We start from the raw sequence: 24,092 nt of genomic DNA on the forward strand, positions 1-24,092 counted from the left end.
CCATTGCCGAGTGAGCCCAACAGGCGACGCCCGCTACAACCCGGTTCTCACCCTGGCATTCCCGCCCAACTCGCGTCCTTAGCTTTTAAAGTTAAGTGACTTGGCGAGCCTGAGGCCAAGGCTTTCCAGTGACGCCGCCATCGATAACCCCACCTTTTCGGCGAAGGATTTTTTCTCGATATATCGCACTTGGTAAACCTCGCATTCGTTACAACGCTCAGCCAGATAATCGTCACTGGTCTGAATAGCGTCCACCAGATTGATATCCTTGGCGCGAGCGCCGTACCATACTTCGCCTTTCGCCACCTCGTCGATATCTACTTGCGGCCGATGCGTGGCGACGAATTCTTTGAACAGGACATGCGTTTCCTCAAGGTCCTGCATGAACTTTTCCCGTCCTTTTTCAGTGTTTTCACCAAATACGGTCAGCGTACGCTTATACTCCCCAGCTGTCAGCACTTCGTAATCGATATCATGCTTTTTCAACAGCCGGTTAAAATTAGGAAGTTGCGCCACCACACCGATTGAGCCAATGATGGAAAATGGAGCCGCAATGATCTTATTGGCCAGGCAGGCCATCAGATATCCGCCGCTGGCGGCGACTTTATCCACGCAGACCGTTAGATTGACGCCGCGCTGACGAATACGCTCCAACTGGGACGCCGCCAGACCATAGCCGTGCACCATCCCGCCTGGGCTCTCCAGACGCACCACCACCTCATCTTCCGGCTTGGCAAGACTCAGCACAGCGGTAATCGCTTCACGCAGCGTGGAGACTTCAGACGCTTTGATGTCGCCATCAAAGTCCAGCACATAAACTCTTTTCTTATCCGGCTCTTGAAGCATCTCTTTATGTGCTTCTTTCTTATTCTTTTTATCGCTCTTTTTCTTTTCTTTGGCGGCGTTTTTCATCCACTCTTTGCTGAAAACAGCGTGCTCAAGCGCCTCGCGCATCTTCTTCAAGCGCTCATTGAGATGTACGACCTCGATCTCCCCGTCCGCATGTTTCTTGCCCCGCTGGCTTAATGCGATGAGAGTCCCCACGACAAACAGTATCGCCGCCGCGAGGGTCACAGTTTTGGCCAGAAAAGCGCCGTAATCGGTTAGAAAGTCCAAAGTCGTACTCCTAATATGGGTATTTATTCAAAGCGTAATAATGGCTATCAATCTCAGCTGATAGATACAACTCGGTTAAATTAAGGGCGTCTATGTAAATTGCAACCCACAGTGAAAAATGAATTGCGCCGCCAATTCAAACAAGCGTTCGATTTCTTATTGACAGACAACTGCAAAGCCCCTACATTCAGGCATTAGCGGTGTATATCTGCTGTTTACGAATGACTTTACGTTTTGCCTTCAGAGAGTTGCTACTCTTTGAATTCTAAGCTAAAACATATGCGCCAAAGTCTCCACAATATAATTGTGTATTACTCTTATAAAGGAAAGCACCATGCCTGTAGCACAAATTTTTCAACAACTGAAAGACAACTTTAACGCCGACGCCGCTTCCGACCTTGATCTTGTTTTTCAGTTTTCCATTGAAGACGCCGACAACTATCATCTGGTAGTTAAAAACGGCGGCTGCGAGCTGATTCAAGGCGACCACGACGATCCTTCCGTTACCCTGATCATGAACTCCGACACACTGAAAGGCATCGTCAGTGGTGAAACTGACGGTATGCAGGCATTCATGGCGGGCGATCTTCGCGCTGAAGGCGACATGATGCTGGCGATGAAGCTGGGCCAACTGTTCAATATCGGCTAAGCATCGAGATTTTTTAAGGGCGCCTTGATGGCGCCTTTTTTATATCTGGGATTTTCTTCTCCAGCCTGACTAGCCGCCGTCACTGCCACATTTCCACTGCTTCCACAGCTGGCGTATTAACCGGCCGGGCAATCAGCCCGTCATTCCCTATCGACACAGTAAATATCGCGCCGTCTCGCATGGGCAGATAAGTAGCGCTGCCATACTTGGCGTCCACCCACGGCACCCCTTCATGACTGTTCAGCCAGGCCCAGAAATCAAACCCAATGTCTGACGGCGCAATGGCGAACACCGTGCGCGCTCCGTCGTTTTCCTGCTCCAGCGAGTAGTAACGCCCACTGATACGCTCCAGACGATATCCAGGCTGCATGCCAAGCGCGCTGAAAGGGCCCGACCAGGACACCAGTCTGGCGTCCAATTGCCAGAGGTCTCCTGACACGTCAAAGCTGTACTCATCATCCTGAGGGGCTACGACTTTCACTCTGAATAATTGCTCTCCGAGTTTTTGCATGCTAAGCGTAGCGATGGTGGTTTCCTGCTGATAGGCCTTATAACGATACATATCCAAAGCAAGAAAACAGAGGAACACTGCAAACAACAATGCGACAAAAGTCGTCGTGCCTTTCAGCCAGACCAAGAACCAAGACTTTCTGAACAGAAGCCGCAAGCAAATAAAAACGGTCAGTATCGCAATCGCAACCAACGCAATACTAATGCCGGGATACAACATACCCCTCCCCTGTCCGCACTCGGCGGTAGCCGTGAAACCGCTTTTCTTCACCTGACACTGTTAAATCACTCGCTCCTGTCGATCAAAAATAAGGAAAGCATCCTGCGTTATTCGCCCTTTGAATTCTAGGACAGTCCCCGCAGGTTTTCATATTTTCTCAAGAATAACAGTGATAAAGGAGGCCGAAAGGGAGCCGGACGCGCCAACTAACATGCCTGACCCGACAAAGCGGCGAGAGCTGTTAACCAGTTGACAATATTCACATAGCAATGAAATTCGCATGTTAATAACCAGACGCATGGATGCGCCTGGGCGGCGAAGAGCCAAGGGAGACAGAGCCTGACTCAAAGTCAGGCTCCAACAACAAGAGACGGCTAGTAGCCCAGGGAGTGGACGCTATCTTCAGCGAGCTTGAGCAGCTCGGGGTTGCCGGCGCCGGACCGGCCGACGCTATCCACGTAATATTCAAGAGAGGTCAAGGCGTCGGCGAGCGTTTCCAGAACATGGTCGCCGGGTTTGTTTTCATTCTTGATAAGCTTTTCCTCAATGCAACGCGCCGTAGCGTGTAACGCTTTCGCTGCACGGGACTGCTCGATCATCACCAGCGCCCCCAGCACGCCATCCAGCGTAGGCAACACATTAGCAAGATGCAATTTGTCGCCACCCGATTCGAGGTACGCCGTAATCGCCCGCTTGGCGAGCGAGAGTCCCGCCTGGGACTCACCGATAACTACGATATGCGCTTCCATCAGATAAGGGCTGCTCATTTCTTCGGTATCAGCGCCGACAACCTTATCGGTCTCAATTGTCAGGCCGTCTTCCTCCAATTGCAGTATGGCCTGCTCTATGCTCAGCACAGAGTCCGCCACTTGCATCAGGTCGGTGTTACTGGGGTGTTTCTTATCCATCGCCCAGGAAGCGATGGTCTGGTGCACGCCTCTGGCCACTGCGCTGAGATTGATCAGATCCAGCATGGTGAGCGTGTCCGCCAGCTTATTCAGGCCCTCGGCGATCTGCGCCAAGCCGTCTTCCTGGCCATCAATCCCACGTTCAATGATATCCAGCTTGTCTTTTATCTGACTAATCTCTTCATGCAACGCCTTGGACAAGGACGCCAGCACATCGCTGCCCGGCCCCATTAGCAGGCTGCGGTGCGCAATGATTTTGGCTTGGTCAAAATCCGCAGGCGACAAGCTGTAACCAGCCAACAGCTCTCGCGTCTTCTCACCCTTGTCGCCGCTGATGGCGACCAGATACAGCAGGTCTTTCGCCACCGTCTCAGAAATGGCTTTCGCTGTGGCCACCTTGCCAAGCTTAACGATTTCCTTGGCGTACTTTTCAATCTTCATCAACAAGCGCTGCCGGGTTGGCGTCAATTCCATGCTTTGAGAGTGCATCAGCTCCACCGTATACGCGGTCAGCGACCACAGCTCGGCGATAGAGGAACCGGCGCAAATTTTACTCATGCCATCGGCGGCCCGACTCATCAGACGATAGCCGATGTCGGTTTCCTTACTGCGCAGCAGATTGACCAGGCCCACTTGATACATATGCCGAAGCCGACGACTGCGATGTTCAAATACCTCAGTGGTGACGCTGGCGTCGCGCACAGGCTTGGGTGGGGAGCGTTGAAACTCTACATCAAAAAAGTAGCTGTCAGGCAAAGGTTTGGCGCGACGCGACAACCGCAGGAGATTGATAATCTCCAGCAGCAACTCAGGATGATCTTCGCGACGACGCTGATAGTATTCGGTATAACGGCGCAGTACAAAAAGCGCCTGACTTAATGAAGACAACAAACCGTTCTTGTCTTCCGCAGCCCCCACTGGAACTTCATTGGCGATCGCCACGGACTCCTGGCACAGGACGGTTCCGCCCTGTAATTCGATCAGAACAAAAATACCGCGCAGCTGATTCAGGTAATCAATGCAATTCTGTAAATCCTCGCCGCTCTCGCGGTTTTCCTGAAAACGCTCAAGACTAAGCTCCGCTTGCTCAATCGTATTATTGATTTCCCTTTCGACCAGATCGAAGGAACTAGACTTTTTCGCGGCTAGCGTCGCGTCAACCATATACGATGTCCTTAATCCTCAGTTTGTAAGCAACTGGGGAGTTTATTGCCAAAAAGTGGAAAATCGCCGAGTTATTACTAACTTATAACACAAAATTCAAGTTAAACAAGAAACTAACTGTTTCATTTGTTATCTGTCTGCGGAATCACAAAGACTCGCCATGTATTAGTCCCAATGAGAGAGCCCGACAAAAACAAACTCAAGAATAGTTGGCTACTATTTGGAGTCATAACTGAATGCTCTCGCTGAAGCGGCCGCACAAACTCAATTACATGGATTTATTGCCGTTTTTCATTAGAATGGTCGACCCTTACAATTTTTTAACTGGTCGTTTCAGCGACCACATTCGTTAACAGGAGCCGTGTATGGTGACCACTTTGCCGCAGGCGTTTTACAGTAACTTTCTGGGAAACGCCCCGAGCTGGTACAAGAAGGCCATTTGCCTCTTTCTGCTTATTAACCCCGTTATCTTTTTAATCAGCCCTTACATCGCGGGATGGGTGCTGATTCTGGAGTTCATCTTTACCCTCGCCATGGCGCTGAAGTGTTATCCGCTCCAGCCCGGCGGTCTGCTCGCCATTGAGGCCGTGCTGATCGGCATGGTTTCCCCGCATACTGTGTATGAGGAAGTCTCCGGCAACCTGGAGGTAATCCTGTTGCTGGTATTCATGGTGGCCGGCATTTATTTCATGAAAGAGCTGCTGCTCTACGTATTCACCAAAATTCTGCTCAGCATCCGCTCCAAAGCCATGCTGTCGCTGCTGTTCAGCCTGGTGGCGGCGGTGCTGTCCGCATTCCTCGACGCCTTGACCGTTACAGCCGTTATCATCAGCGTCGCCGTCGGTTTCTACTCGGTTTACCACAAGGTCGCTTCAGGCAAGCACTTCCATCATGACCACGATCATGGCGATGACGACGCTGTGCATCACGACCATCGCGCCGACCTTGAGCAATTTCGCAGTTTCCTTCGCAGCCTGTTAATGCATGCCGCAGTGGGTACAGCGCTGGGCGGCGTCTGCACCCAGGTTGGCGAACCTCAGAACCTGTTGATCGCTCAACGTTTGGGCTGGGACTTTATTGAATTCTTCATGCAGATGGCGCCGATTTCCATCCCCGTTCTGTTCGCCGGATTGGCCACCTGTGTCGTTCTGGAGAAGACCCGCTGGTTCGGCTACGGCGACGATATTCCTGCTTCCGTCCGGAAAATTCTGGAAGACTTCAACGAAGCGGAAAAGAAAAAGATGACCTTGCAACATGAGTCCAAACTGATTGCGCAGGCTATAGTCGCACTCATCCTGGTAGTGGCGCTGGCGCTTCATTTGGCGGAAGTGGGCTTGATCGGTCTAACAGTTATCATTCTGGCGACGGCGTTCTGCGGCGTTATTGAAGAGCACCAGATCGGCAAGGCCTTCGAAGAAGCCCTGCCCTTCACCTCTCTGCTGGTGGTGTTTTTCGCCATCGTTGGCGTGATTCACGAACAACATCTGTTCACTGGCATCATTAACTATGTACTGGGACTGGAGAAGAGCGCCCAACCTGGCATGTTCTTTATCGCTAACGGCGTGCTTTCAATGATCAGCGACAATGTCTTCGTTGCGACTGTTTATATTGACGAGGTGCGCAACGCTTTTAATGACGGCCTGATTGACAGAGCCCATTACGAAGCGCTGGCGGTAGCGATCAACACCGGCACCAACCTGCCCAGCGTCGCTACGCCGAATGGTCAGGCCGCCTTCCTGTTCCTGCTGACGTCAGCCATCGCACCCTTAATCAGATTGTCCTACGGCAAAATGGTATGGATGGCGCTGCCCTACACTATCGTCATGGGCGGAATCGGTTACGTGATGATCGTCATCACTATTTAATAACGAAATCGGTCGCTTCTAGGAAGCCTGATACAAAAAAGCCGCTCTGCAGAGCGGCTTTTTGCTTTTACGGCGCCAATCAGGTACTTGGCAATAGTCGCACTCAGTTCAGCCCATCTTCCTGTTTTTTACGCCAAAGACTAAAGCCTGCGGCTTTCTCTACGGCGTCCAGCTGACGAGCGTGTTCGGCCAATTCGGCGTCGGAAGCGCGAATCACCCTCAATGCCGGCCTCTGCGCGTTGATTCGACGCACCTCGGAGGCCTCTGCTTCCGCCCCGCCGTCTTCTGAGTGCAAGGAAAGGCTGGTCTGTCCGCCGGTCATGGCGAGATAGACATCCGCCAGAATTTCCGAGTCGAGCAACGCTCCGTGGAGATCCCGGTGGCTGTTATCAATTCCGTAGCGTTTACAGAGCGCGTCCAGGTTGTTCTTCTGACCCGGATGCTTCTTCCGCGCCATCATCAATGTATCGACCACGGAGCAGTAGTCGCTGACTTTGCCGAAAGGAGCGCCCAGCATAGAAAATTCGTAGTCGATAAAGCCCACGTCAAAGGCCGCGTTATGGATCACCAGCTCAGCGCCGTTAATAAAGTCCAGGAATTCTTGGGCGACCTGTCTGAACTTGGGCTTATCCGCAAGAAACTCGTTGGAAATGCCGTGAACTTCAAACGCCCCGGCGTCCACTTCCCGCTCAGGATTAATATAGACGTGATAGTGGTTACCAGTGAGTGAACGATCAATCACCTCGACGCAACCGATCTCAATAATCCGATGGCCTTGTGACGTTTCAAGACCGGTGGTTTCTGTATCCAGTACTATTTGACGCATATGAAGATTCTCAACCTGCCTCGCCCAAGACTTCTTTAACGCCGAGGTTCGCCAGTTCGTCTGCGCGCTCGTTTAATGGATGGCCGCTGTGGCCTTTTACCCAACGCCAACTGATGTCATGCTTGTTGCGCTCTTTGTCCAGCTCCTGCCACAAGTCAACGTTCTTGACAGGGTCGCCGCCGCTGGTGCGCCAACCCTTTTTGATCCAGTTTTTCATCCATTCAGTGATGCCTTTACGCACATACTGAGAGTCTGTATAGAGTTCGACTTTGCAGCCCTGCTTGAGCGCACGCAGCGCTTTGATCGCAGCCATCAGCTCCATGCGATTATTAGTGGTGTCGAGCTCCCCCCCGTATATCTCCTTTGTCGTCTTTCCGTATATCAGGATCGCTCCCCAACCGCCGGGCCCAGGATTCTTCTTGCAGGCGCCGTCGGTGTAAATTTCAACTGTCTTCATTCTTTTTGTACGGCCTGTAGGGCGTAAATTGGTGGACCACCGCCGCCCCCGCCACTCGCGAGCTACGCCATTGAGGTCGGAGCGGGATCACGCACCCCACTCGTTTTTGAGCAACGATGGTGTAGTAAGCTCCCAGGGGCAGCCGGAAACGTGCGCCGAACTTATCAAGAAACGCAAGGCGACTCAACCATTGCAGGTTAGAGATAGGTGGAGCATAAAAGCGATAGCGCACATCCTTGAGGCGAAAATCCAGCAGGCTCAGCCAATCTTCCAAACGAGAGGAAGTGAGAAACCGTCCGGACCAGGGGGCTTTCGGACTCCGGAAGATCGCTTTGCGCAGCCCCCAGGCACTGAGCGGGTTGAACCCGATTATCACCATGTGGCCGCCCGAACGCAGCGCCCGAGCCGCCTCGCGCAGCGACTGGTGCGGTCGCGCCGCCACATCCAGGGTGTGATGCAGAATCACCAGATCGATACTGTCGCTTTCCAGCGGCAATTCATGGGAATGGCAAACCAGTGAGCCTTCGGGAAGCCCTTTTTCCCAGCGGGGAACGGAAATAATGCGGTGACCGAGCAGACTGGATTGCCCAACCGGCAGTTCATGGCTGACCAGCAACTCCAGCTGGTGATATCCGAAAAAGCGCCCAATGCTTTGCTCTACTGTCTGACGCTGATTAGCGAGCATGGTTTGCCCCAAAGGCGACTGAAACCAGCTTTCAAGCTCCTTCTGCAGACGCTCCGCTTCCATATCGCTTTTAACTTTCAGTCCTCGCACGCTTCCCCCTTGGTCAGTTCTCTGAGAAAACTTACTTTCGTTTGAAAACCACTTAACAACAGACAGCGAGCAGCTATGCTATTAACATGGTCACAAGCCATCGGGTTAATGATAAGGGCAGTTCGAAGTATGATAAGCGCCCGACGACAAGTTTTCTAATATTTCATCAATACGCAGCAGTCAGTGATTCAGAATGATCAGGATATTTCCCATACCCGCCTTCAACGACAACTACATCTGGTCGATCCAGAACGATCAGGGCGACGCCTGGGTGGTGGACCCCGGCGACGCGCGTCCGGTGCTGCGGCACTTGGCGGAGAACCATCTCACGCTGAAAGGCATTCTGATCACACACCACCATCACGATCATATCGGCGGCGTGAGTGAATTACTCGCGAATCACCCTGTTCCGGTTTATGGTTTCATGCGCGCCTCTATCAAGGCGATTACCGTTCCGTTGCAAGAAGGCGACCATGTAGAGCTGGGCGACTTCTCCCTGGAAGTACTTGAAACGCCCGGACATACCCTGGACCACATCGCCTACTTCGGCGAAATCGCCGGCGCTCCGCGCCTGTTTTGTGGCGACACGTTATTTTCCGCCGGTTGCGGACGCCTGTTTGAAGGCGATCCGGCGATGATGCGCCAGTCCCTGGACAAGCTCAAACGCCTGCCAGCGAATACCTATATATATTGCGCGCATGAATATACGTTATCGAACCTCCGTTTCGCCCAGGCCGTAATGCCAGACTCGGACGAGGTAAACAAAAGAATACTGCAATGTGAGTCTCTGCGGGCCCAAGGCGCTCCGACTCTGCCGGCTGTGCTTGGCGAAGAGGTCGCCTATAACCCATTTCTAATGGCTGAGCACCCTGCAGTACGGCGGATGGCGCAGGAAGTATCCGGTTCTCCCTGCGCCTCTGCGACCGACACTTTTGCGGCGATTCGCGCCTGGAAAGATCGGTTCTAAAATTTTTTAACTTGCTGTCTATAAAATGAGTACCTAAAATCCGACCCTGGCATTTTTCAGGCTCAAAAGAAAAGTTGTGAAGTTATGGTTTGGATCTCGCGCCTCGCGATCACGTTGTCATTACTAGTCTGCGCCTCCTGTGCGCAATTAAAAGGACTATCAAAGGAAGGCGGAGAGCCCCTGGCTGACGAAAGCGCCGCTAAACAAGCGAACGCCTCGACCCGCAAGAACGGAGAAGGCCCGGCAGGGGGCAAACAGGACCCGTGGAATCCGTCTCTGCAATCCGATTACGAATACCTTGATTTGAATGACCTCTCTCCAGAGGAACAGTTAACCTGGGCCGCACAAGGCGCCAGCGGCGAAGACGGGGACATGGAGGTCGGCGTGGATGAAACGCCCGTCAACCTTTGGAACCGGATACGAGCTGGTTTCGCAATGGACCTGGTCAATCAAACCAACCCCCGTATCGACTCTGAACAGAAATGGTACGCCAGTCATCAGTCCTATCTTGACCGCACTTTCGGTCGCAGTTCCCTGTATTTACACCACATTGTGGAAGAAGCGGAAAAACGCAATATGCCCCTCGAACTGGCGTTATTGCCTGTAGTGGAAAGCGCTTTCGACCCCTTCGCCTATTCCCATGGCCGCGCCTCCGGCATCTGGCAGTTCATTCCCAGCACCGGCAAGCATTTCGGCCTGCAACAAAACTGGTGGTACGACGGTCGTCGCGATATTGTCGCCTCAACAGACGCCGCGCTGACCTACCTGCAGAAGCTCTCTGATATGTTTGATGGCGACTGGCTGTTGGCGCTGGCGGCCTATAACTCAGGGGCCGGCACCGTCATGCGTGCGATCAAGAAGAACAAAGCGAAAGGCCTGCCGACGGATTACTGGTCGTTAAGCCTGCCCCGTGAGACCAGCATGTACGTACCCCGTCTGCTGGCCATCGCCAAAGTGGTGGCGGACCCTGACTCTAACGGAGTCACTCTCATAGATATTGCTGACGAGCCCTACTTCGGCGTTGTGGAGTTAGAGTCACAAATCGACCTCGCTCAAGCCGCCAAACTGGCGCAGATCGACGTGGACGACCTTTACGTCCTCAACCCCGGATACAATCAGTGGGCGACGGCGCCGCTGGGCCCGCATCGTATAGTTCTGCCCCTGCCTCAATTGAAAGTCTTCGAGGATGCTTACGCTAACACGCCCAAAAAGCAGTTGGTGAACTGGACTCGCTACAAAGTCAGACAAGGCGATACGTTGATCACCATCGCCAAACACCATAAAACCACCCCCGAAGTAGTGCAGGAAGTCAACCGACTGAAAGGCGCACTGATCAGGGTCGGCCAACAGCTCTTGATTCCCAGCTCTTATGAAGGCGAAGACTTCTATAGTCTGAGCGCAGACAACCGTCTGGAAGCGAAACAAGCGAAGCAGGTTGGCGGCAGTGGCACAGCGAAGGTGGAGCATGTGGTGAAGGCCGGCGACACACTGTGGGATATCGCGCAGGACTACAAAGTCAACGTGCGCAAGCTGGCTCGCTGGAACGGCATGGCGCCTGGCGATGTGCTTTCCCCTGGCAAGACGCTGGTCATCTGGACCAAGTCCGGCGTACAGCAAACCGCCAAAGCCTCATCCCCGTCCATTAAAAACCGTCAGGTCATTCGCAAGATCGGCTACAAAATCCGTAGCGGCGACTCTTTGTACCGCATCGCCAGTCGCTTTAACGTAAGCGTCAATGATCTGTTGCGCTGGAACTCTATCAACAAAGGAAGCGTTCTACGCCCAGGCCAGCGTCTAAGCATCTACGTGGACGTCACGCAAATCAACTGACGCCCGCCGCAAGCAAACGACCGAAAAGCCAGCGACAACGCTGGCTTTTTTTATGAGAGACACAAGAGAAGTTTTCGAATCAATATCGTCCGCTAAAAACTTATTTCTTCGCCAGCAGAGACAGACACAGACAGGTTTGCTGCACAAAATGCTTGAAGCCAGTGTAATAAGTTTCGCTCATTGGCCGCCCGCTGACCCTCAGATCCGCATAAAGAAAGCCCACTTCTCTACCGTTTGCGATAATCGGCCCAATGAAAAAATCCCCCAAACCAACAATCTCAATGAAATTACGGGTACGCAGTTTACTCAGCGAAGCGTAACTGCCGCTGCCTATCCAGGCGGACTGATGCGAGCTCATCACGGCATGAAAAAAGTTATCTGGCGACTTATCGTAAGCAAACCGGAAGCGCTCACGCCAGTTAATCATCTTTTTCCCCAACAGAAATTTGGCGCCGATCTGTGTGCGGGGCTGATTGAAAATCGCCAACACCACCCTCTCCAGACCAACCCCTCGATGCAGCCCTTCGAGCACGGTCTGAAATAAAACGCCAGTATCGATTTTGCCCACCATCATCTGCATGATGCGCTGCAACGTCTCCAGTTGAAACTGCGGGTCCGGCTGTAACACGGGCTCGTCCCCTACCAGTTCAGCCGACTTCGCTTCCCGACTGGTTTGCTCCAGAATTCTGGAGATCTGCGGGTCAGAGTATTCTCTGGATAACTCAGCCGCTTCCTCCATACTGGCTTGCAGCCTTGCCTTGATTGCACCGACTGGCGTGTTGCTGAACACAGACACACGCTTTAATACCGCCTGCATCTCCGGAGAGTCCCAGCCCTTCTCAACGGCAATGGAAATGTCCTCTCCCAGACGCACCGCCTGCGCCTTTTTACTGGGTTCGTCCGAGGGCGACAAGGCTTCGCTGAGCGTGTCGCCCAACCCCCATTCATCGGCCATTTCCCGGGTCAGCCGGTCGAAGGTTACCCCCAGCAGCGCTTCCAGCTCCGAGGTGGAAACGCCCTGCTGGTACATGCGATAGGCCTTGTCCACGGCGGGATGGGGATACCCCCAGATCAGCATTTCTCCCAAGTGCAGCAACAGGGTCGCCACGAATACTTCCTCTTTCACATCCGCCCGCGCTTTATCACACAGATTGCGAGCCTGTACGGCGGCGTGACAGGAACGCGCCATCTGCATCACCAGGCTGTCGCGAGGATGCTGCTTCAACAACGCCTCCATCAAAATAGAGGACACGCAGATGGCCCTTACCGCATTGAAGCCGATATGCATGATCGCCCGGCTGACCGTGGGAATGGCCGCCCTGCCGGGGTTATACACGGCACTGTTCGCCAGTTTGATGATTTTTGAAGTCAGCGCAGGGGTCTTCAGCACCACATCCGAAAGTTGCGCCACGGAGGACTCCTCCGAGGCCGTCAACTGGTTCAGTTGCCTGATGATCGCCCCCATCACCACAGCGTCCATGTGCGCCAACTCTTCAAGCCATTCGTCCAGGCCAAAAGGCGCCTTTGTCTTTGCCAAAACCATGATCGCTCTATTGGGTTCTCTTAATTAAATAGTAGAAGTCGCCGCAGGACGCGTAAAAGTCATGTGTTGAATAAGTGTAGTCGCTTTACGGAAAGTCAGCCGTTCATGCGGCCTTACACCACGTTCAACATGCTGTGCGACAGTGATAAGAGAGCGGCTCAGCCTAAACGGATCGTAATATAAAGCGCTTGAAGCCTTGCGCCGGACAAAGCAACATGCAAACAGGATCGCCCTCCCACCGGGCGCAGGGATTTTGCCGGCAAGGACGCGTGGATCACAGTTTACGGCGGCGGTCCGTCAATCGTCTTGTACGCCCGCATTAAACTGCTAATATCAATAACTGCTTGTTTTCAATAAATTAACCTTTAACAAGGCTATGAAATGATTCGACCCTTCGTTCTGCTGCTCTTATGCGCCGTTAGCTTGGTATGTTATGGAGAGCCGGAGGTCATCACAGCAAAAGGCATCGCGCTCAGAGGCGAACCCAAGTACCCGGACGATTTTACTCACTTCGATTACGTTAACCCCGACGCGCCCAAGGGCGGCATCCTCAGACGATATGCTGTTGGGACGTTTGACAATTTCAACCGCTACGCTCTAAGAGGCAACCCTGCCCGTGGCACTGACGAAATCTACGATCCGCTGCTTGCAACACCTTCTGATGAGGTTGAAGTTTATTATCCACTAATAGCCGAAAAGCTAGAGTACGCGTCAGATTACTCTTGGATTATTTTTCATATACATCCCAAAGCGACATTCCAAGACCACCACCCTATAACGGCAAATGATGTAAAGTTTACCTTTGACAAATTCTTTGCTGAAGGCGTACCTCAATTTAAAAAATTCTATTCGTTTATAGAAAGTATTGAAGTGCTTGATTCACAGCGCGTGAAAATCCGAATGACCAATGCGAACAGAGAGCAAATGTTTGCATTGTTTGGCATACCAATCCTGCCAGAACACTATTGGAGTTCAAGGAATTTTTCTGAGCCATCCAAAGAGGTTCCTCTTGGAAGTAGCGGGGTTACCGTTAGTGAATATAAGTTTGGACAGTATATTGTCCTAAAGTCATTAGATGATTATTGGGCAAAAGATCTGCCCGTAAACAAAGGACTCAACAATTTTGACTATGTTAGGTACGATTACTATCGAGATTCCGTCGTTGCTTTCGAGGCATTTAAGTCGGGTGAGTTCGACTTTTGGCAAGAAGGTGACGCTAAAAACTGGGCTACCGCGTATAAATTTCCAGCCTTAGAAAAGCATCAAGTCATCAAGGAAGAACTAAGCCATAGTGAGCCCCAAGGCACGGCTGGATATATATTCAATACTCAAAGGCCTCAGTTTAAGGATAGAAAAGTAAGGGAAGCATTAGCCTACCTCCTTGATTTTGAGTGGATGAACAAAGCGCTTTTTTATAACCAATATAAGCGCACAACCAGTTATTTCACTAATACAGAATATGCAGCGTCAGGTTTGCCCAGCGAGCAGGAGCTGGAACTGCTTGAGCCTTTAAGGGAGCACCTTCCAGAACGGCTATTTACAACTCCTTTCAAGCTCCCTGTTACCGATGGCAACGGGCAAATTCGCGACAACATTAGAGTCGCGCTCAGGTTATTGAAAGAAGCAGGCTGGGAGCCACGAAACGGAAAGATGATACACATCTCAACTGGAAAACAGTTTGAATTTGAGATGCTAAGCTACAGCCCTACTACTGAGCGCATAGTAGCGCCTCTAAAAAGGAATTTAGAAAAGATTGGCATTCTCATGAACATTAGGCAGATCGACGCCAGCCAATTTCTGGCCCGTCTCAGAAAGTTAGACTTCGATATGCTAGTCCATTCATACAGCGCTCACCACTACCCTTCTACCAGTATGAAAATTGCGTGGCACTCCAAATATGTCGACTCCACATACAATACCGCTAACGTCAGAGACCCGGCAGTCGATGCACTTATAGAAGGAATTGAAGCCAATCAGGAAAACCCAGAAAAGTTGTTAGCCTATGGCAGAGCTCTGGACAGAGTTTTGCTTTGGAACTTTTTCATCATTCCTCAGTGGCATTTAAGCGCATATAGAGTTTCCTACTGGGACAAATTTAGCAGGCCCGCAGTCAGACCCAAATATGATCTAGGCTTAAACACTTGGTGGTTTGACAAAGCTAAAGCCGCAAAAATAGAGCAATAAAATATGGCAGCTTACATTTTAAAAAGACTACTGCTCATGATCCCGACCCTCTGGATCATCATCACTATCAACTTTTTTATCATACAAACAGCTCCTGGTGGTCCTGTCGAACAATTGATGGCCAAGATGCAGGGCATGGAGAGCCAATCTCTTGACCGCATAACCAATGCAAATCAGGGTGACGTAGAAAGTGCGTCCAGAAAAGTTAATGACTCTACCTATCGAGGAGCAAGGGGACTTGATCCTGAAGTAGTTGCGGAGTTAGAGAAACGGTTTGGCTTTGATAAACCTATATATGAGCGCTACTGGGATATGTTGCTCAACTACGTCACTTTTAACTTCGGAGACAGCATATTCAAGAGTGGAAGCGTGACAGATCTGATTTGGGAACGAATGCCAGTTTCCATCTCACTAGGTTTATGGACGACTCTCTTGGTTTACCTTATATCTATTCCTCTTGGGATATCCAAGGCACTCAGAAATGGCACACCATATGATCGGTGGACCAGCTCCATAATTTCGTTGGCTTACGCAATTCCTGGTTTTTTATTCGCGATATTACTAGTAATTTTGTTTGCTGGTGGAACTTACTTTAGCTGGTTCCCTCTAAGGGGAATTATTTCAGACAACTGGGAAACTCTTCCTTGGTATAAGATAGTGCTCGATTATATCTGGCACATGGCCCTACCCGTAACAGCGAGTGTTATTGGCGGATTCGCCACATTGACGCTTTTGACTAAGAACTCATTCCTTGACGAGATCAATAAGCAGTATGTCATGACCGCTAAAGCTAAAGGTCTGACCAACAACGAAGTACTTTATAAGCATGTATTCAGAAATGCCATGCTCATTATTATCTCAGGATTTCCATCAGCTTTTATCTCCATTTTTTTTACCAGCTCTCTTCTTATAGAAATCATTTTCTCTCTTGAAGGAATTGGCTTATTGGGCTTTGAGTCCATTACCCAAAGAGACTATCCGGTGGTATTCAGTACGCTATACATTTTCACACTAATAGGTCTAATTATGTCACTAATCACTGACCTAACCTATACATGGGTAGATCCACGAATAGATTTCGAGAAACGCGGATAGACAACGACAGATTAACCTTTTTGGATAATTACAATATGGCTCTCATAAAGTTAAGCCAAAAAAACTCTCAGCGCTGGATGAAGTTCAAATCTCATCGATCTGGTTATATTTCTCTATTTATATTTAGCTTTTTGTTTATCATTTGCCTATTTGCAGACTTTATTGCAAATGAGAAACCCCTTCTGATTAAGTACAATGATGAGTACTATCTCCCTATTTTTAATGCTTATCCAGAAACGCAATTTGGAGGGGAGTTCGAAATATCCGCCGACTATAAAGACCCTTACATAAAGAACTTGATAAACAATAACGGATGGATGCTTTGGCCTCCAATTCCATATAGTTACCAGACAATCGTATACGATCTACCCATACCAGCACCCAGTCCGCCAAGCACAGATCATCTACTGGGTACTGACGATCAAAGCCGAGATGTCCTAGCCAGAGTAATATATGGCTTCAGAATTTCAGTTTTATTTGGATTCAGCCTGACCATCATATCCGCCTTAATCGGAGTCACAGCCGGCGCAGTACAAGGCTACTATGGGGGAGCTACAGACCTTATATTTCAGCGTTTTATCGAAATATGGTCGAGCATGCCGATACTATTTATGCTCATTATCCTAGCAAGCATTGTCCAACCCACTTTCTGGATTTTATTGGGTTTCACATTACTTTTTTCTTGGATGGGCTATGTTGGGGCGGTTCGCGCCGAATTTCTTAGAGGCCGTAATTTTGAGTATGTAATGGCTGCAAGAGCCATGGGTATGAGTGACGGCAGACTAATGCTCAAACACATCCTGCCAAACGCCATGGTCGCCACCATGACCTTCATGCCTTTTACGCTTTCAGGGTCCGTCGTTACCCTGACTTCTCTTGACTTTTTGGGTTTCGGGCTTCCTCCAGGCTCCCCCTCCCTAGGTGAATTGCTAGCCCAAGGAAAAGCGAATTTACAAGCACCATGGCTCGGTATAACCGCATTTGTCATTTTAGCATTACTCATGGGATTGCTTGTTTTCATCGGAGAGGCAGTCAGAGACGCCTTCGACCCACGCACCAGCTACTAACTGAGAGAGTCTCATGGATACAATTTTAAGCATGCAAGGCCTGACTCTTAGCTTTGCCCAGGGAGGCAAAGAAAATCAGGTGGTCCATGGCGTCAGCTTTGATATCAAAGCGGGACAGACTGTGGCGCTAGTGGGCGAAAGCGGTTCCGGCAAGTCCGTTAGCTCATTGTCGATACTCAAGCTCCTGAACTCCCCTCCTCTCAAATTCAAAAGCGGCAAGATTCTCTGGCAAGGAGAAGACCTGATCAGTGCGCCGGAGTCCCGGATGCGACAAGTGCGCGGCCATGAGATAAGCGTGATCTTTCAAGAGCCGCTGACCTCTCTCAACCCACTGCATAAGATTCATCGGCAGATTTCGGAAACCATTGAAAGACACCAGGGATTGACCAAAAAGCAGTGCATGGAGCTGGCGCTGGATTGGCTCAATAAAGTCGGCATCCGCAATCCGGAACAAAAACTCAATGCGTATCCGCATCAGCTTTCTGGCGGGGAAAGACAGCGCGTAATGATCGCCATGGCGCTGGTCAACAAGCCCAAATTATTGATCGCCGATGAACCAACTACGGCGCTGGACGTTACCATACAGGCGCAAATTCTGGATTTGATCCGTGAGCTGCAGACAGAGATGAATATGTCTGTCCTGTTTATTACTCACGACCTGCACATTGTGAGGAAGCTTTCTGACTATGTTGTTGTCATGGAAAAAGGCAATGTTGTCGAACAGGGAGAAACTCAGGCGCTATTCTCCAATCCTTCTCACCCCTATACGAAGAAGCTGATTGAGGCGGAGCCTCACGGGACGCCGCCACAAATAGCAACAGATAAGACGCCGATCTTGGAAGTAAAAGAACTGAAATGCTGGTTCCCGATAAAGAAAGGCGTTTTCCAGCGTACAGTGGACCACATCAAAGCCGTGAACAATATCAGCCTCAATATACTACCCGGCGAGTCCGTCGGACTAGTAGGCGAAAGCGGCTCGGGTAAGTCCACACTGGGACGCAGTATATTGCGTCTGGAAAACAGCGAAGGCGTCATCAATTACAACGGCCAGCGCATAGACCTGCTGGACAGCAAGTCCCTGAAACCGCTTCGCCGGGAGATTCAGGTTATTTTCCAGGACCCTTTCGGTTCGCTCAGCCCACGGTTGACTATCGAAGAAATCATCAGCGAGGGACTGGAGATTCATAATATCGGCGACGCCGCCAGCCGCGAGCAAAGCGTAATAGAGGCGATGCGTGAAGTGGAGCTTGATCCAGAATGGCGCTATCGCTATCCCAACGAGTTTTCCGGCGGACAGCGGCAACGCATCGCCATCGCCCGTGCGCTGGTGCTGAAACCCAAACTGCTGATTCTCGACGAACCCACCTCTTCTCTGGATCGCACCATCCAGCAGCAGGTCATCGAGCTGTTGCAGCGACTGCAGAAAGAGCATCATCTCAGTTACTTATTCATCAGCCATGACTTGCGTGTGGTGAAAGCGCTGTGCCACCGCATTGTGGTCATGCAGGGCGGAGAACTGGTTGAGGCCGGCGACTGCGACGCCATTTACGCCAATCCTACGCAACCGTATACACGCAAATTGCTGGAAACTGCTTTTTATTAATACAAAGCGGTCACATCTCATACCAGTCCGCTTTCAAGCCTCCCGTTAAACCCTCGTGGAGCGTTGCGGGACGGGCCACGGCGCGCTCTTTTCTGTCATACTAAAGACTCATAGAAGCGTCGCCGTGATTAGTAAGAAAATATTTATAGTTTCAGCCGACAATAAGTTTTGGATGTTAGCTTAAGTAAATACAATCATCGGCCGTTTATTCATAAACAGCTTGAAGGTCTCTCTGAAGATAACTACAGGATAGAAAAATGGGATTACTAAGCGGAAAAAAAGCACTGATCGTCGGTGTTGCAAGTAAATTATCCATCGCCAAAGGTATCGCTGACGCATTCCATCGGGAAGGCGCGGAAATCGCCCTGACCTACCAGAACGAAAAGCTCAAGGGCCGGGTGGAAGGTTTCGCCGCGGAATATGACTCCAAGCTGACATTTCCCTGCGACGTAAGCAGCGACGCGGAAATCGAGCAGCTGTTCAAAGACCTGGGCCAACACTGGGACGGCGTCGATATTCTGGTGCACTCAGTAGGATACGCGCCAGGCCACGAGCTTGAAGGCAACTACGTGGACGCCACCACTCGCGAAGGCTTCCGCATTGCTCATGACATCAGCTCCTACAGCTTCGTCGCGCTGGCGAAAGGCGCCCGCGAAATGATGAAAGGCCGCAACGGCAGCCTGCTGACTCTGACCTATCTGGGCGCAGAGCGCGTCATCCCTAACTACAATGTGATGGGGCTGGCCAAAGCCAGCCTGGAAGCCAACACCCGCTACATGGCGTGCAGCCTGGGGCCGGAAGGCACCCGCGTCAACGCGATTTCCGCAGGCCCGATCCGCACCCTGGCGGCGTCCGGCATCAAGGATTTCCGTAAGATGCTGCAGGAAAATGAAAAGCAGACGCCAATGCGTCGTAACGTCACCATTGAAGAAGTCGGCAACGCCGCGCTGTTCCTGTGCTCCGATCTCGCCAGCGGCGTGACTGGTGAAATTATGTACGTGGACGGCGGCTTCAATATTACCGCCAGAGGCGGCGAATAAGTTATCGCTGCTGACTGCAGCACAATGGGGCCGGATCATGCCGGCTCCTTATCTTATCTCTCCCTTCCCCTTCCTTGCTCCTAACCTCCTCTCCTTTTGTCCGTCTACTTTGCTTTTCTCCCCCATTTCGCTTAGCGATTTCCCAGCATTTCATCCGGTAGGCGCATATTGGTTTTCAGCACCACGTCACTGTATGAGTCCTCCTTTAGGGTTAATGTAACCTTTTGTTATCTCGGGGTATGACGCCCCCTCGCGCAATCCATATAAAAATAAAATCCACACCAGGAGTATTTCAGCCGCATATGAACAGGAAGCTCTTACTGTCGTTCTGCCTTCTATTCGTCGTCGGGCTCAGTGGCTGCGCTGGCTTCAAGCCATCTCTCAAGGCCAGCCCCACACTCGCCAACGCCATGGGCGTCGCCGACATCCCCCTGAAAGAGTTAAAAAAACAATATGCGGATAGAGATTCCCGCTTCATGGAAGTGGACGACTTGCAGATTCACTATCGCGACGTCGGCGAAGGGCCGACCATTGTGTTGCTGCACGGCATCATGTCGTCTTTACATACTTGGGAAGGATGGATCGAGGAATTACGCAAGAACTACCGCGTCATTGCTTTAGACCTTCCCGGGTATGGCCTGACCGGAGGTCCTGACGACGCAGACGACTTCGATGAAGACTACGTTTACGCCCACTTCAGCAAATTCATCAGGCAACTGGAATTAACCCGCTTCAGCCTGGCTGGAAACTCCTTCGGCGGATATCTTTCCGCCCGTTATGCGGCGGAGCATCCCGAACAGGTGGAAAAACTTATTCTGATTGACCCGGTGGGCTACCCGCAGGACCACACCCCGGGCGTATTCGATCTCGCCACCATGCCGGTGGTGGGGACACTGGCCAACTACGTGCAACCGCCAGTGTTGGTGACGCGCAATGTCGAGCAGGTTTATGGCGACCCCAAACGCATCAGCCAGGGCAATTTATATCGCTATGTGCATATGTCGCAACGCCCCGGAGCCAGGAAAATTTATGTACGCACCATGCGCATTATGAAAGAGGCCGCGGCGGAGCAACGCAATCTTCCTTTTGCGGACATACGCTCGCCCACGTTACTGATGTGGGGAGAAGCAGATCGTTGGGTTCCGATTAAACTGGCGGAACGTTGGCGGGGGGACATCCGAAACATCACTTTTATCAGCTACCCCGGCGTGGGTCATGTGCCTATGGAGGAAGTCGCCTACCAGACGGTACAGGACGCCATCGTGTTCCTCTCCGACCTGCAGCAGGCGCCCACCCGCACCACCCCCTCAATCAAAGAGCTGGAGTCGATTCTGCAGGGCGACGGCGGCTTCGAGCCTATGGAGGGTATTTAGCCCGCCGAATCACACCCACCTTCACTGAGAATTCGCGCACTGCGACGTCTCAGTGAGTGACGTGGTCCGCGTGATCTGCGTCCTCATCAGAAAACATGGCGGAAACCGCCATTTTCCATTCAGCGATGGACGTTTCTTCCGACTCGAACAGCGCCAGCCCCGTCATATACCCATAGGCGCCAGGCAGTCGTTTTCGCCACTTCACTTCGGCGGTAAGATGAAACTTGTCGCCGGTTTTCTCACGCAGGATGCAAATCTGCAAAATGGCGCCGACTCGTAGCGCCTCCGGAATCCGCACTTGCAAACCATTGGCGGAAATATCCACGGTCTCGGTCGCCCGCACCGCCGGATTTAGATTATCGCTTTCCACCGCGCCAGGCGTCATGATCTCCACATAAATCACCTCATTGTGCGGCAGACGCGGCTCCGTGCGCTGGTTATCGTCCAGGGGGGTTTCTTTCACCGACATACGTCACCTCTTCGCAATGCCTATTCTGCCCAAGGCGCGGGACAACCTTTCTTCCATTTCAACGCCAGCTCCCAACACCTCAAAAAGGCCGTCGAGAATCTGGTCAACCACCTCGTCACGTTTCATCTCTGTTATTTTCATCCCGAAATCATCTACAAATATCAGCTTGTCCGTGGCGTTCAATCGTACGCCCAGCTTACAGCGCACCGGCTCTCCCGCCTTCTGCAGCTGCACCCAGCCGCCCACTTTGAGGCCATCAATCGCGTTACGCGCTTGTTGCCGCCTCTCCAGGGCTTGTCTTTCCTGTTCTTCCAGCTCCCGTCGGAGCAACTCCTGCTCCGCCTCCAGGCGTTCCTGCTCCAGCTTTCTGGCGGCTTCTTCCCGCGCAGCGATGATCGCCTTGGCTTCGGCTTCCGCTTTTTCCTGCGCGGCCTTGCGCAGCGCCTTTTCTTTCGCCAGCAAACCTTGCCGCCGCAGTCGTTGCGCACGGTCCCAGACAATATACTCCCTGGCCAGCTCGTAGAACACTTGCTGAATGCGTGTCGAGCCGTCAAACACCTGCAAGCGACCTTCATTCTTGTCTTTGATCAATGCTTCTATGGGCTCCATTGAGGTCTTTCTACCATTGTAGTCGCCCCAAACCGCCACTTTCTGCCCAGGCAGATAGACCAGAAACTTGCATACCTTCTCGAATCGGTTGAACCAGCCGCCGCGCATCTCGGTCAACGCCAACTCGTCTATTTGTAATTGATCTCTCGCCTCATCCAGTTCTGTCAGAGCCGGGGTGAACATTACCCGCTCCACATCCTGACCTTTGACGATGCTCATCAGGATATCCTCCAGCCAGGCCAGGGTCTGCTCCGCATCGCTGGGATTGTGGCTCAGGCTCACCAGATGCTTTTCCAACTCCTCGACAATCAATCCTGCGAAGGTGTAAAGCTTCTGTTTGCTGGCGGGAGTATGATCGCCGCGAAACGTGAACACGATGCGATCGCATAACTTGCGCATGATCGAGTAATGCTTGCTGCTTTCACCTTCCTGCAACAGAACTAACCGCAAGGAATCGAGCCAAGGCCCTTTCATGAACTGAATCACCACCTCAGGCAACTCCACCTCCATCGCTGACTGATTTATCGCCATAGCGGCCTTTTGATGGATATACCAGGCGTTATCGAGCCCCAACTCAGTTTCAATCAGGCGCTTTTCCAATTGATGACGGCGCTGACTTTCCCGGCGCCACTCTGTCATCAACGCTTCGTATGCCTGTCTTTGCTCATCTGCGCTGAGGCAATTGTCGTCATCCAGCAGATGTGTGAGAGCGGACAGCGATTTCATCACGAAAGGCGGCGGCTGCCCCGCGCCTTCCTCCCATCCCATAAACAGTTTCTCCACCAGCGCCAGCAGACGGGCTACCGGATGCTCTTCATTGATCACGAACTCCGGCTGGTCCAGCAGCAAGGCGGCGAATATGTACTTGCGTCGCAGCAGCGACTTTTTTACGAACGGGTCCAGAGGACTGGCGTTTTCCCAGCGTTCCGCCGCGCGGTCGATGAAAGTAAGGCAGTTGACCAGCGTTTTGTCCAACCCGCCAAGTTCTTTGTTGAGCGCCAGCACCACATCTTTCAGGTTTTCCTGCTTTTCCCGGCTGACACTGGCCAACTTCGCAGCCACTTCATGACGCTCTCTGTCTATCTGAACCGAGCCAGGGGCGTCACCGCCAAGATAGGAAAATATCTCTTTTGTCTCTGGAAGCTCCAGCCTGACCAGAGCCGCGGAAAGGGCTTCTACCGTAACGTCAGCTTGCTCCATTATGTACCTTTAGCGCGCAACCCATCTTCTCAAGACAGCCGCATCGGCGAGATCCGGCCCGCGACGGTCCGGTATTTGAAAGGAATGTAAAGTGTGAGGTTAAAAATGTCCGGACGACTTTGAAAGTATAGTCGGATTTACCGCGGACGAGTCGCGTCTGACAGATATTTCATGCGCATCGGCTATAACCGCCAATTCTGTAAAGACGACTCTTATGACCAATCAATATGACCCCATAAACGTAATACTGGTATGCTTTAAACCAGAGTCCCACAAGACCAAACAGTAGTGAATAACAAGGAGGACTCGATGTATAACCTTTGCGAAGATCGCCGCCGCCGAGAGCGCCGTAACCATACTGGATCAAACGCGCCCAGGATCAAGAACCTTGAGCGTCGCAGCACTGACCGGCGCAGGGACAGGCGTCCATTGGACGAATTTCCCTATCTGCCCCAGTGTTGCCTATAGTCGGCTAACGCCGACCCTACCGGAGACGGAAATTTCCGTCTCCGGGTTCCCGTTCTGCGGTTAAACCACCCGCAAACTCCCACTGTGCGCTGAATTTCCTCTATTCATCTATAGGCTAACGCGGGCAAGCTTGCTATCCTTCTTGTCCTGCCCG

At 51.7% G+C, this 24,092-nt stretch carries 19 protein-coding genes; 10 read left to right on the top strand and 9 right to left on the bottom strand.

Translation table 11 applies throughout. From position 1 onward, the window contains the following. Positions 1-78: 78 nt before the first annotated feature. Entirely contained in the window at positions 79-1,116 is a 1,038-nt protein-coding gene (gene sohB, locus AC2IBB_RS21495) for a protease SohB (protein ID WP_486328788.1), read from the bottom strand. 334 nt (positions 1,117-1,450) lie between these two features. Here sohB and AC2IBB_RS21500 point away from each other — a divergent pair, with 334 nt between their 5' ends. Beyond that, positions 1,451-1,765, top strand: a complete 315-nt coding sequence (locus tag AC2IBB_RS21500) for an SCP2 sterol-binding domain-containing protein (RefSeq protein ID WP_011396403.1) — start codon at positions 1,451-1,453, stop codon at positions 1,763-1,765. Between the two features lie 79 nt (positions 1,766-1,844). Here AC2IBB_RS21500 and AC2IBB_RS21505 read toward each other — a convergent pair whose 3' ends face one another. After that, positions 1,845-2,495: a multidrug transporter gene (locus tag AC2IBB_RS21505; protein WP_486328789.1), complete on the bottom strand. Its 651-nt coding sequence runs from the start codon at positions 2,493-2,495 to the stop codon at positions 1,845-1,847. 374 nt (positions 2,496-2,869) lie between these two features. Continuing rightward, a complete protein-coding gene (locus AC2IBB_RS21510) occupies positions 2,870-4,567 on the bottom strand; it encodes a FimL-related protein (RefSeq protein WP_486328790.1) in 1,698 nt (565 codons plus the stop codon). 365 nt (positions 4,568-4,932) lie between these two features. On the opposite strand from AC2IBB_RS21510, the gene nhaB reads away from it, so the two are divergent. Further along, positions 4,933-6,432: a sodium/proton antiporter NhaB gene (gene nhaB, locus AC2IBB_RS21515; protein ID WP_486328791.1), complete on the top strand. Its 1,500-nt coding sequence runs from the start codon at positions 4,933-4,935 to the stop codon at positions 6,430-6,432. A 103-nt stretch (positions 6,433-6,535) separates the two neighbouring features. On the opposite strand, the gene dnaQ is transcribed toward nhaB, so the two are convergent. Genes dnaQ through AC2IBB_RS21530 form a run of 3 tightly spaced genes read right to left on the bottom strand, consistent with a single transcriptional unit; the run spans position 6,536 to position 8,490 of the window. After that, positions 6,536-7,258 carry a DNA polymerase III subunit epsilon gene (dnaQ, locus tag AC2IBB_RS21520; protein ID WP_486328792.1) on the bottom strand — a complete coding sequence of 241 codons (723 nt, stop codon included), beginning with the start codon at positions 7,256-7,258 and terminating at the stop codon, positions 6,536-6,538. Between the two features lie 10 nt (positions 7,259-7,268). Beyond that, a complete protein-coding gene (gene rnhA / locus AC2IBB_RS21525) occupies positions 7,269-7,715 on the bottom strand; it encodes a ribonuclease HI (RefSeq protein WP_486328793.1) in 447 nt (148 codons plus the stop codon). Further along, positions 7,702-8,490, bottom strand: coding sequence for a class I SAM-dependent methyltransferase (locus AC2IBB_RS21530; protein ID WP_486328794.1), 789 nt, complete (start codon positions 8,488-8,490; stop codon positions 7,702-7,704). The genes rnhA and AC2IBB_RS21530 overlap by 14 nt, the downstream gene beginning before the upstream one ends. Before the next feature lie 193 nt (positions 8,491-8,683). On the opposite strand from AC2IBB_RS21530, the gene gloB reads away from it, so the two are divergent. Both gloB and AC2IBB_RS21540 read left to right on the top strand, forming a co-directional pair. Further along, entirely contained in the window at positions 8,684-9,457 is a 774-nt protein-coding gene (gloB, locus tag AC2IBB_RS21535; protein ID WP_486328795.1) for a hydroxyacylglutathione hydrolase, read from the top strand. Positions 9,458-9,541: 84 nt separating this feature from the next. Next, on the top strand, positions 9,542-11,287 hold the full coding sequence (locus tag AC2IBB_RS21540; protein ID WP_486328796.1) for a LysM peptidoglycan-binding domain-containing protein: 1,746 nt from the start codon (positions 9,542-9,544) through the stop codon (positions 11,285-11,287). Positions 11,288-11,387: 100 nt separating this feature from the next. Here the strand turns inward: AC2IBB_RS21540 and AC2IBB_RS21545 are convergent, their stop codons facing one another. Continuing rightward, a complete protein-coding gene (locus tag AC2IBB_RS21545) occupies positions 11,388-12,830 on the bottom strand; it encodes an HDOD domain-containing protein (protein WP_486328797.1) in 1,443 nt (480 codons plus the stop codon). Positions 12,831-13,211: 381 nt separating this feature from the next. Between AC2IBB_RS21545 and AC2IBB_RS21550 the strand changes: the two genes are divergently transcribed. The 6 genes from AC2IBB_RS21550 (at position 13,212) to AC2IBB_RS21575 (ending at position 21,192) form a co-directional block, all read left to right on the top strand. Continuing rightward, complete coding sequence (locus AC2IBB_RS21550; protein ID WP_486328798.1) at positions 13,212-15,014, top strand: extracellular solute-binding protein; 1,803 nt, start codon at positions 13,212-13,214, stop codon at positions 15,012-15,014. A 3-nt stretch (positions 15,015-15,017) separates the two neighbouring features. Next, positions 15,018-16,109 carry a microcin C ABC transporter permease YejB gene (locus tag AC2IBB_RS21555; RefSeq protein ID WP_486328799.1) on the top strand — a complete coding sequence of 364 codons (1,092 nt, stop codon included), beginning with the start codon at positions 15,018-15,020 and terminating at the stop codon, positions 16,107-16,109. A gap of 35 nt (positions 16,110-16,144) precedes the next feature. Beyond that, positions 16,145-17,176, top strand: a complete 1,032-nt coding sequence (locus tag AC2IBB_RS21560) for an ABC transporter permease (protein WP_486328800.1) — start codon at positions 16,145-16,147, stop codon at positions 17,174-17,176. A gap of 13 nt (positions 17,177-17,189) precedes the next feature. Then, positions 17,190-18,779, top strand: a complete 1,590-nt coding sequence (locus AC2IBB_RS21565) for an ABC transporter ATP-binding protein (RefSeq protein ID WP_486328801.1) — start codon at positions 17,190-17,192, stop codon at positions 18,777-18,779. 257 nt (positions 18,780-19,036) lie between these two features. After that, positions 19,037-19,819 carry an enoyl-ACP reductase FabI gene (locus tag AC2IBB_RS21570; protein WP_486328802.1) on the top strand — a complete coding sequence of 261 codons (783 nt, stop codon included), beginning with the start codon at positions 19,037-19,039 and terminating at the stop codon, positions 19,817-19,819. Between the two features lie 302 nt (positions 19,820-20,121). After that, a complete protein-coding gene (locus AC2IBB_RS21575) occupies positions 20,122-21,192 on the top strand; it encodes an alpha/beta fold hydrolase (protein WP_486328803.1) in 1,071 nt (356 codons plus the stop codon). A 49-nt stretch (positions 21,193-21,241) separates the two neighbouring features. Here AC2IBB_RS21575 and AC2IBB_RS21580 read toward each other — a convergent pair whose 3' ends face one another. Continuing rightward, entirely contained in the window at positions 21,242-21,661 is a 420-nt protein-coding gene (locus AC2IBB_RS21580; RefSeq protein WP_486328804.1) for a PilZ domain-containing protein, read from the bottom strand. A gap of 3 nt (positions 21,662-21,664) precedes the next feature. After that, positions 21,665-23,470, bottom strand: coding sequence for a DUF1631 family protein (locus tag AC2IBB_RS21585; protein ID WP_486328805.1), 1,806 nt, complete (start codon positions 23,468-23,470; stop codon positions 21,665-21,667). Positions 23,471-24,092 lie beyond the last annotated feature (622 nt).

This window comes from Hahella sp. NS-SX17 (assembly GCF_057367735.1).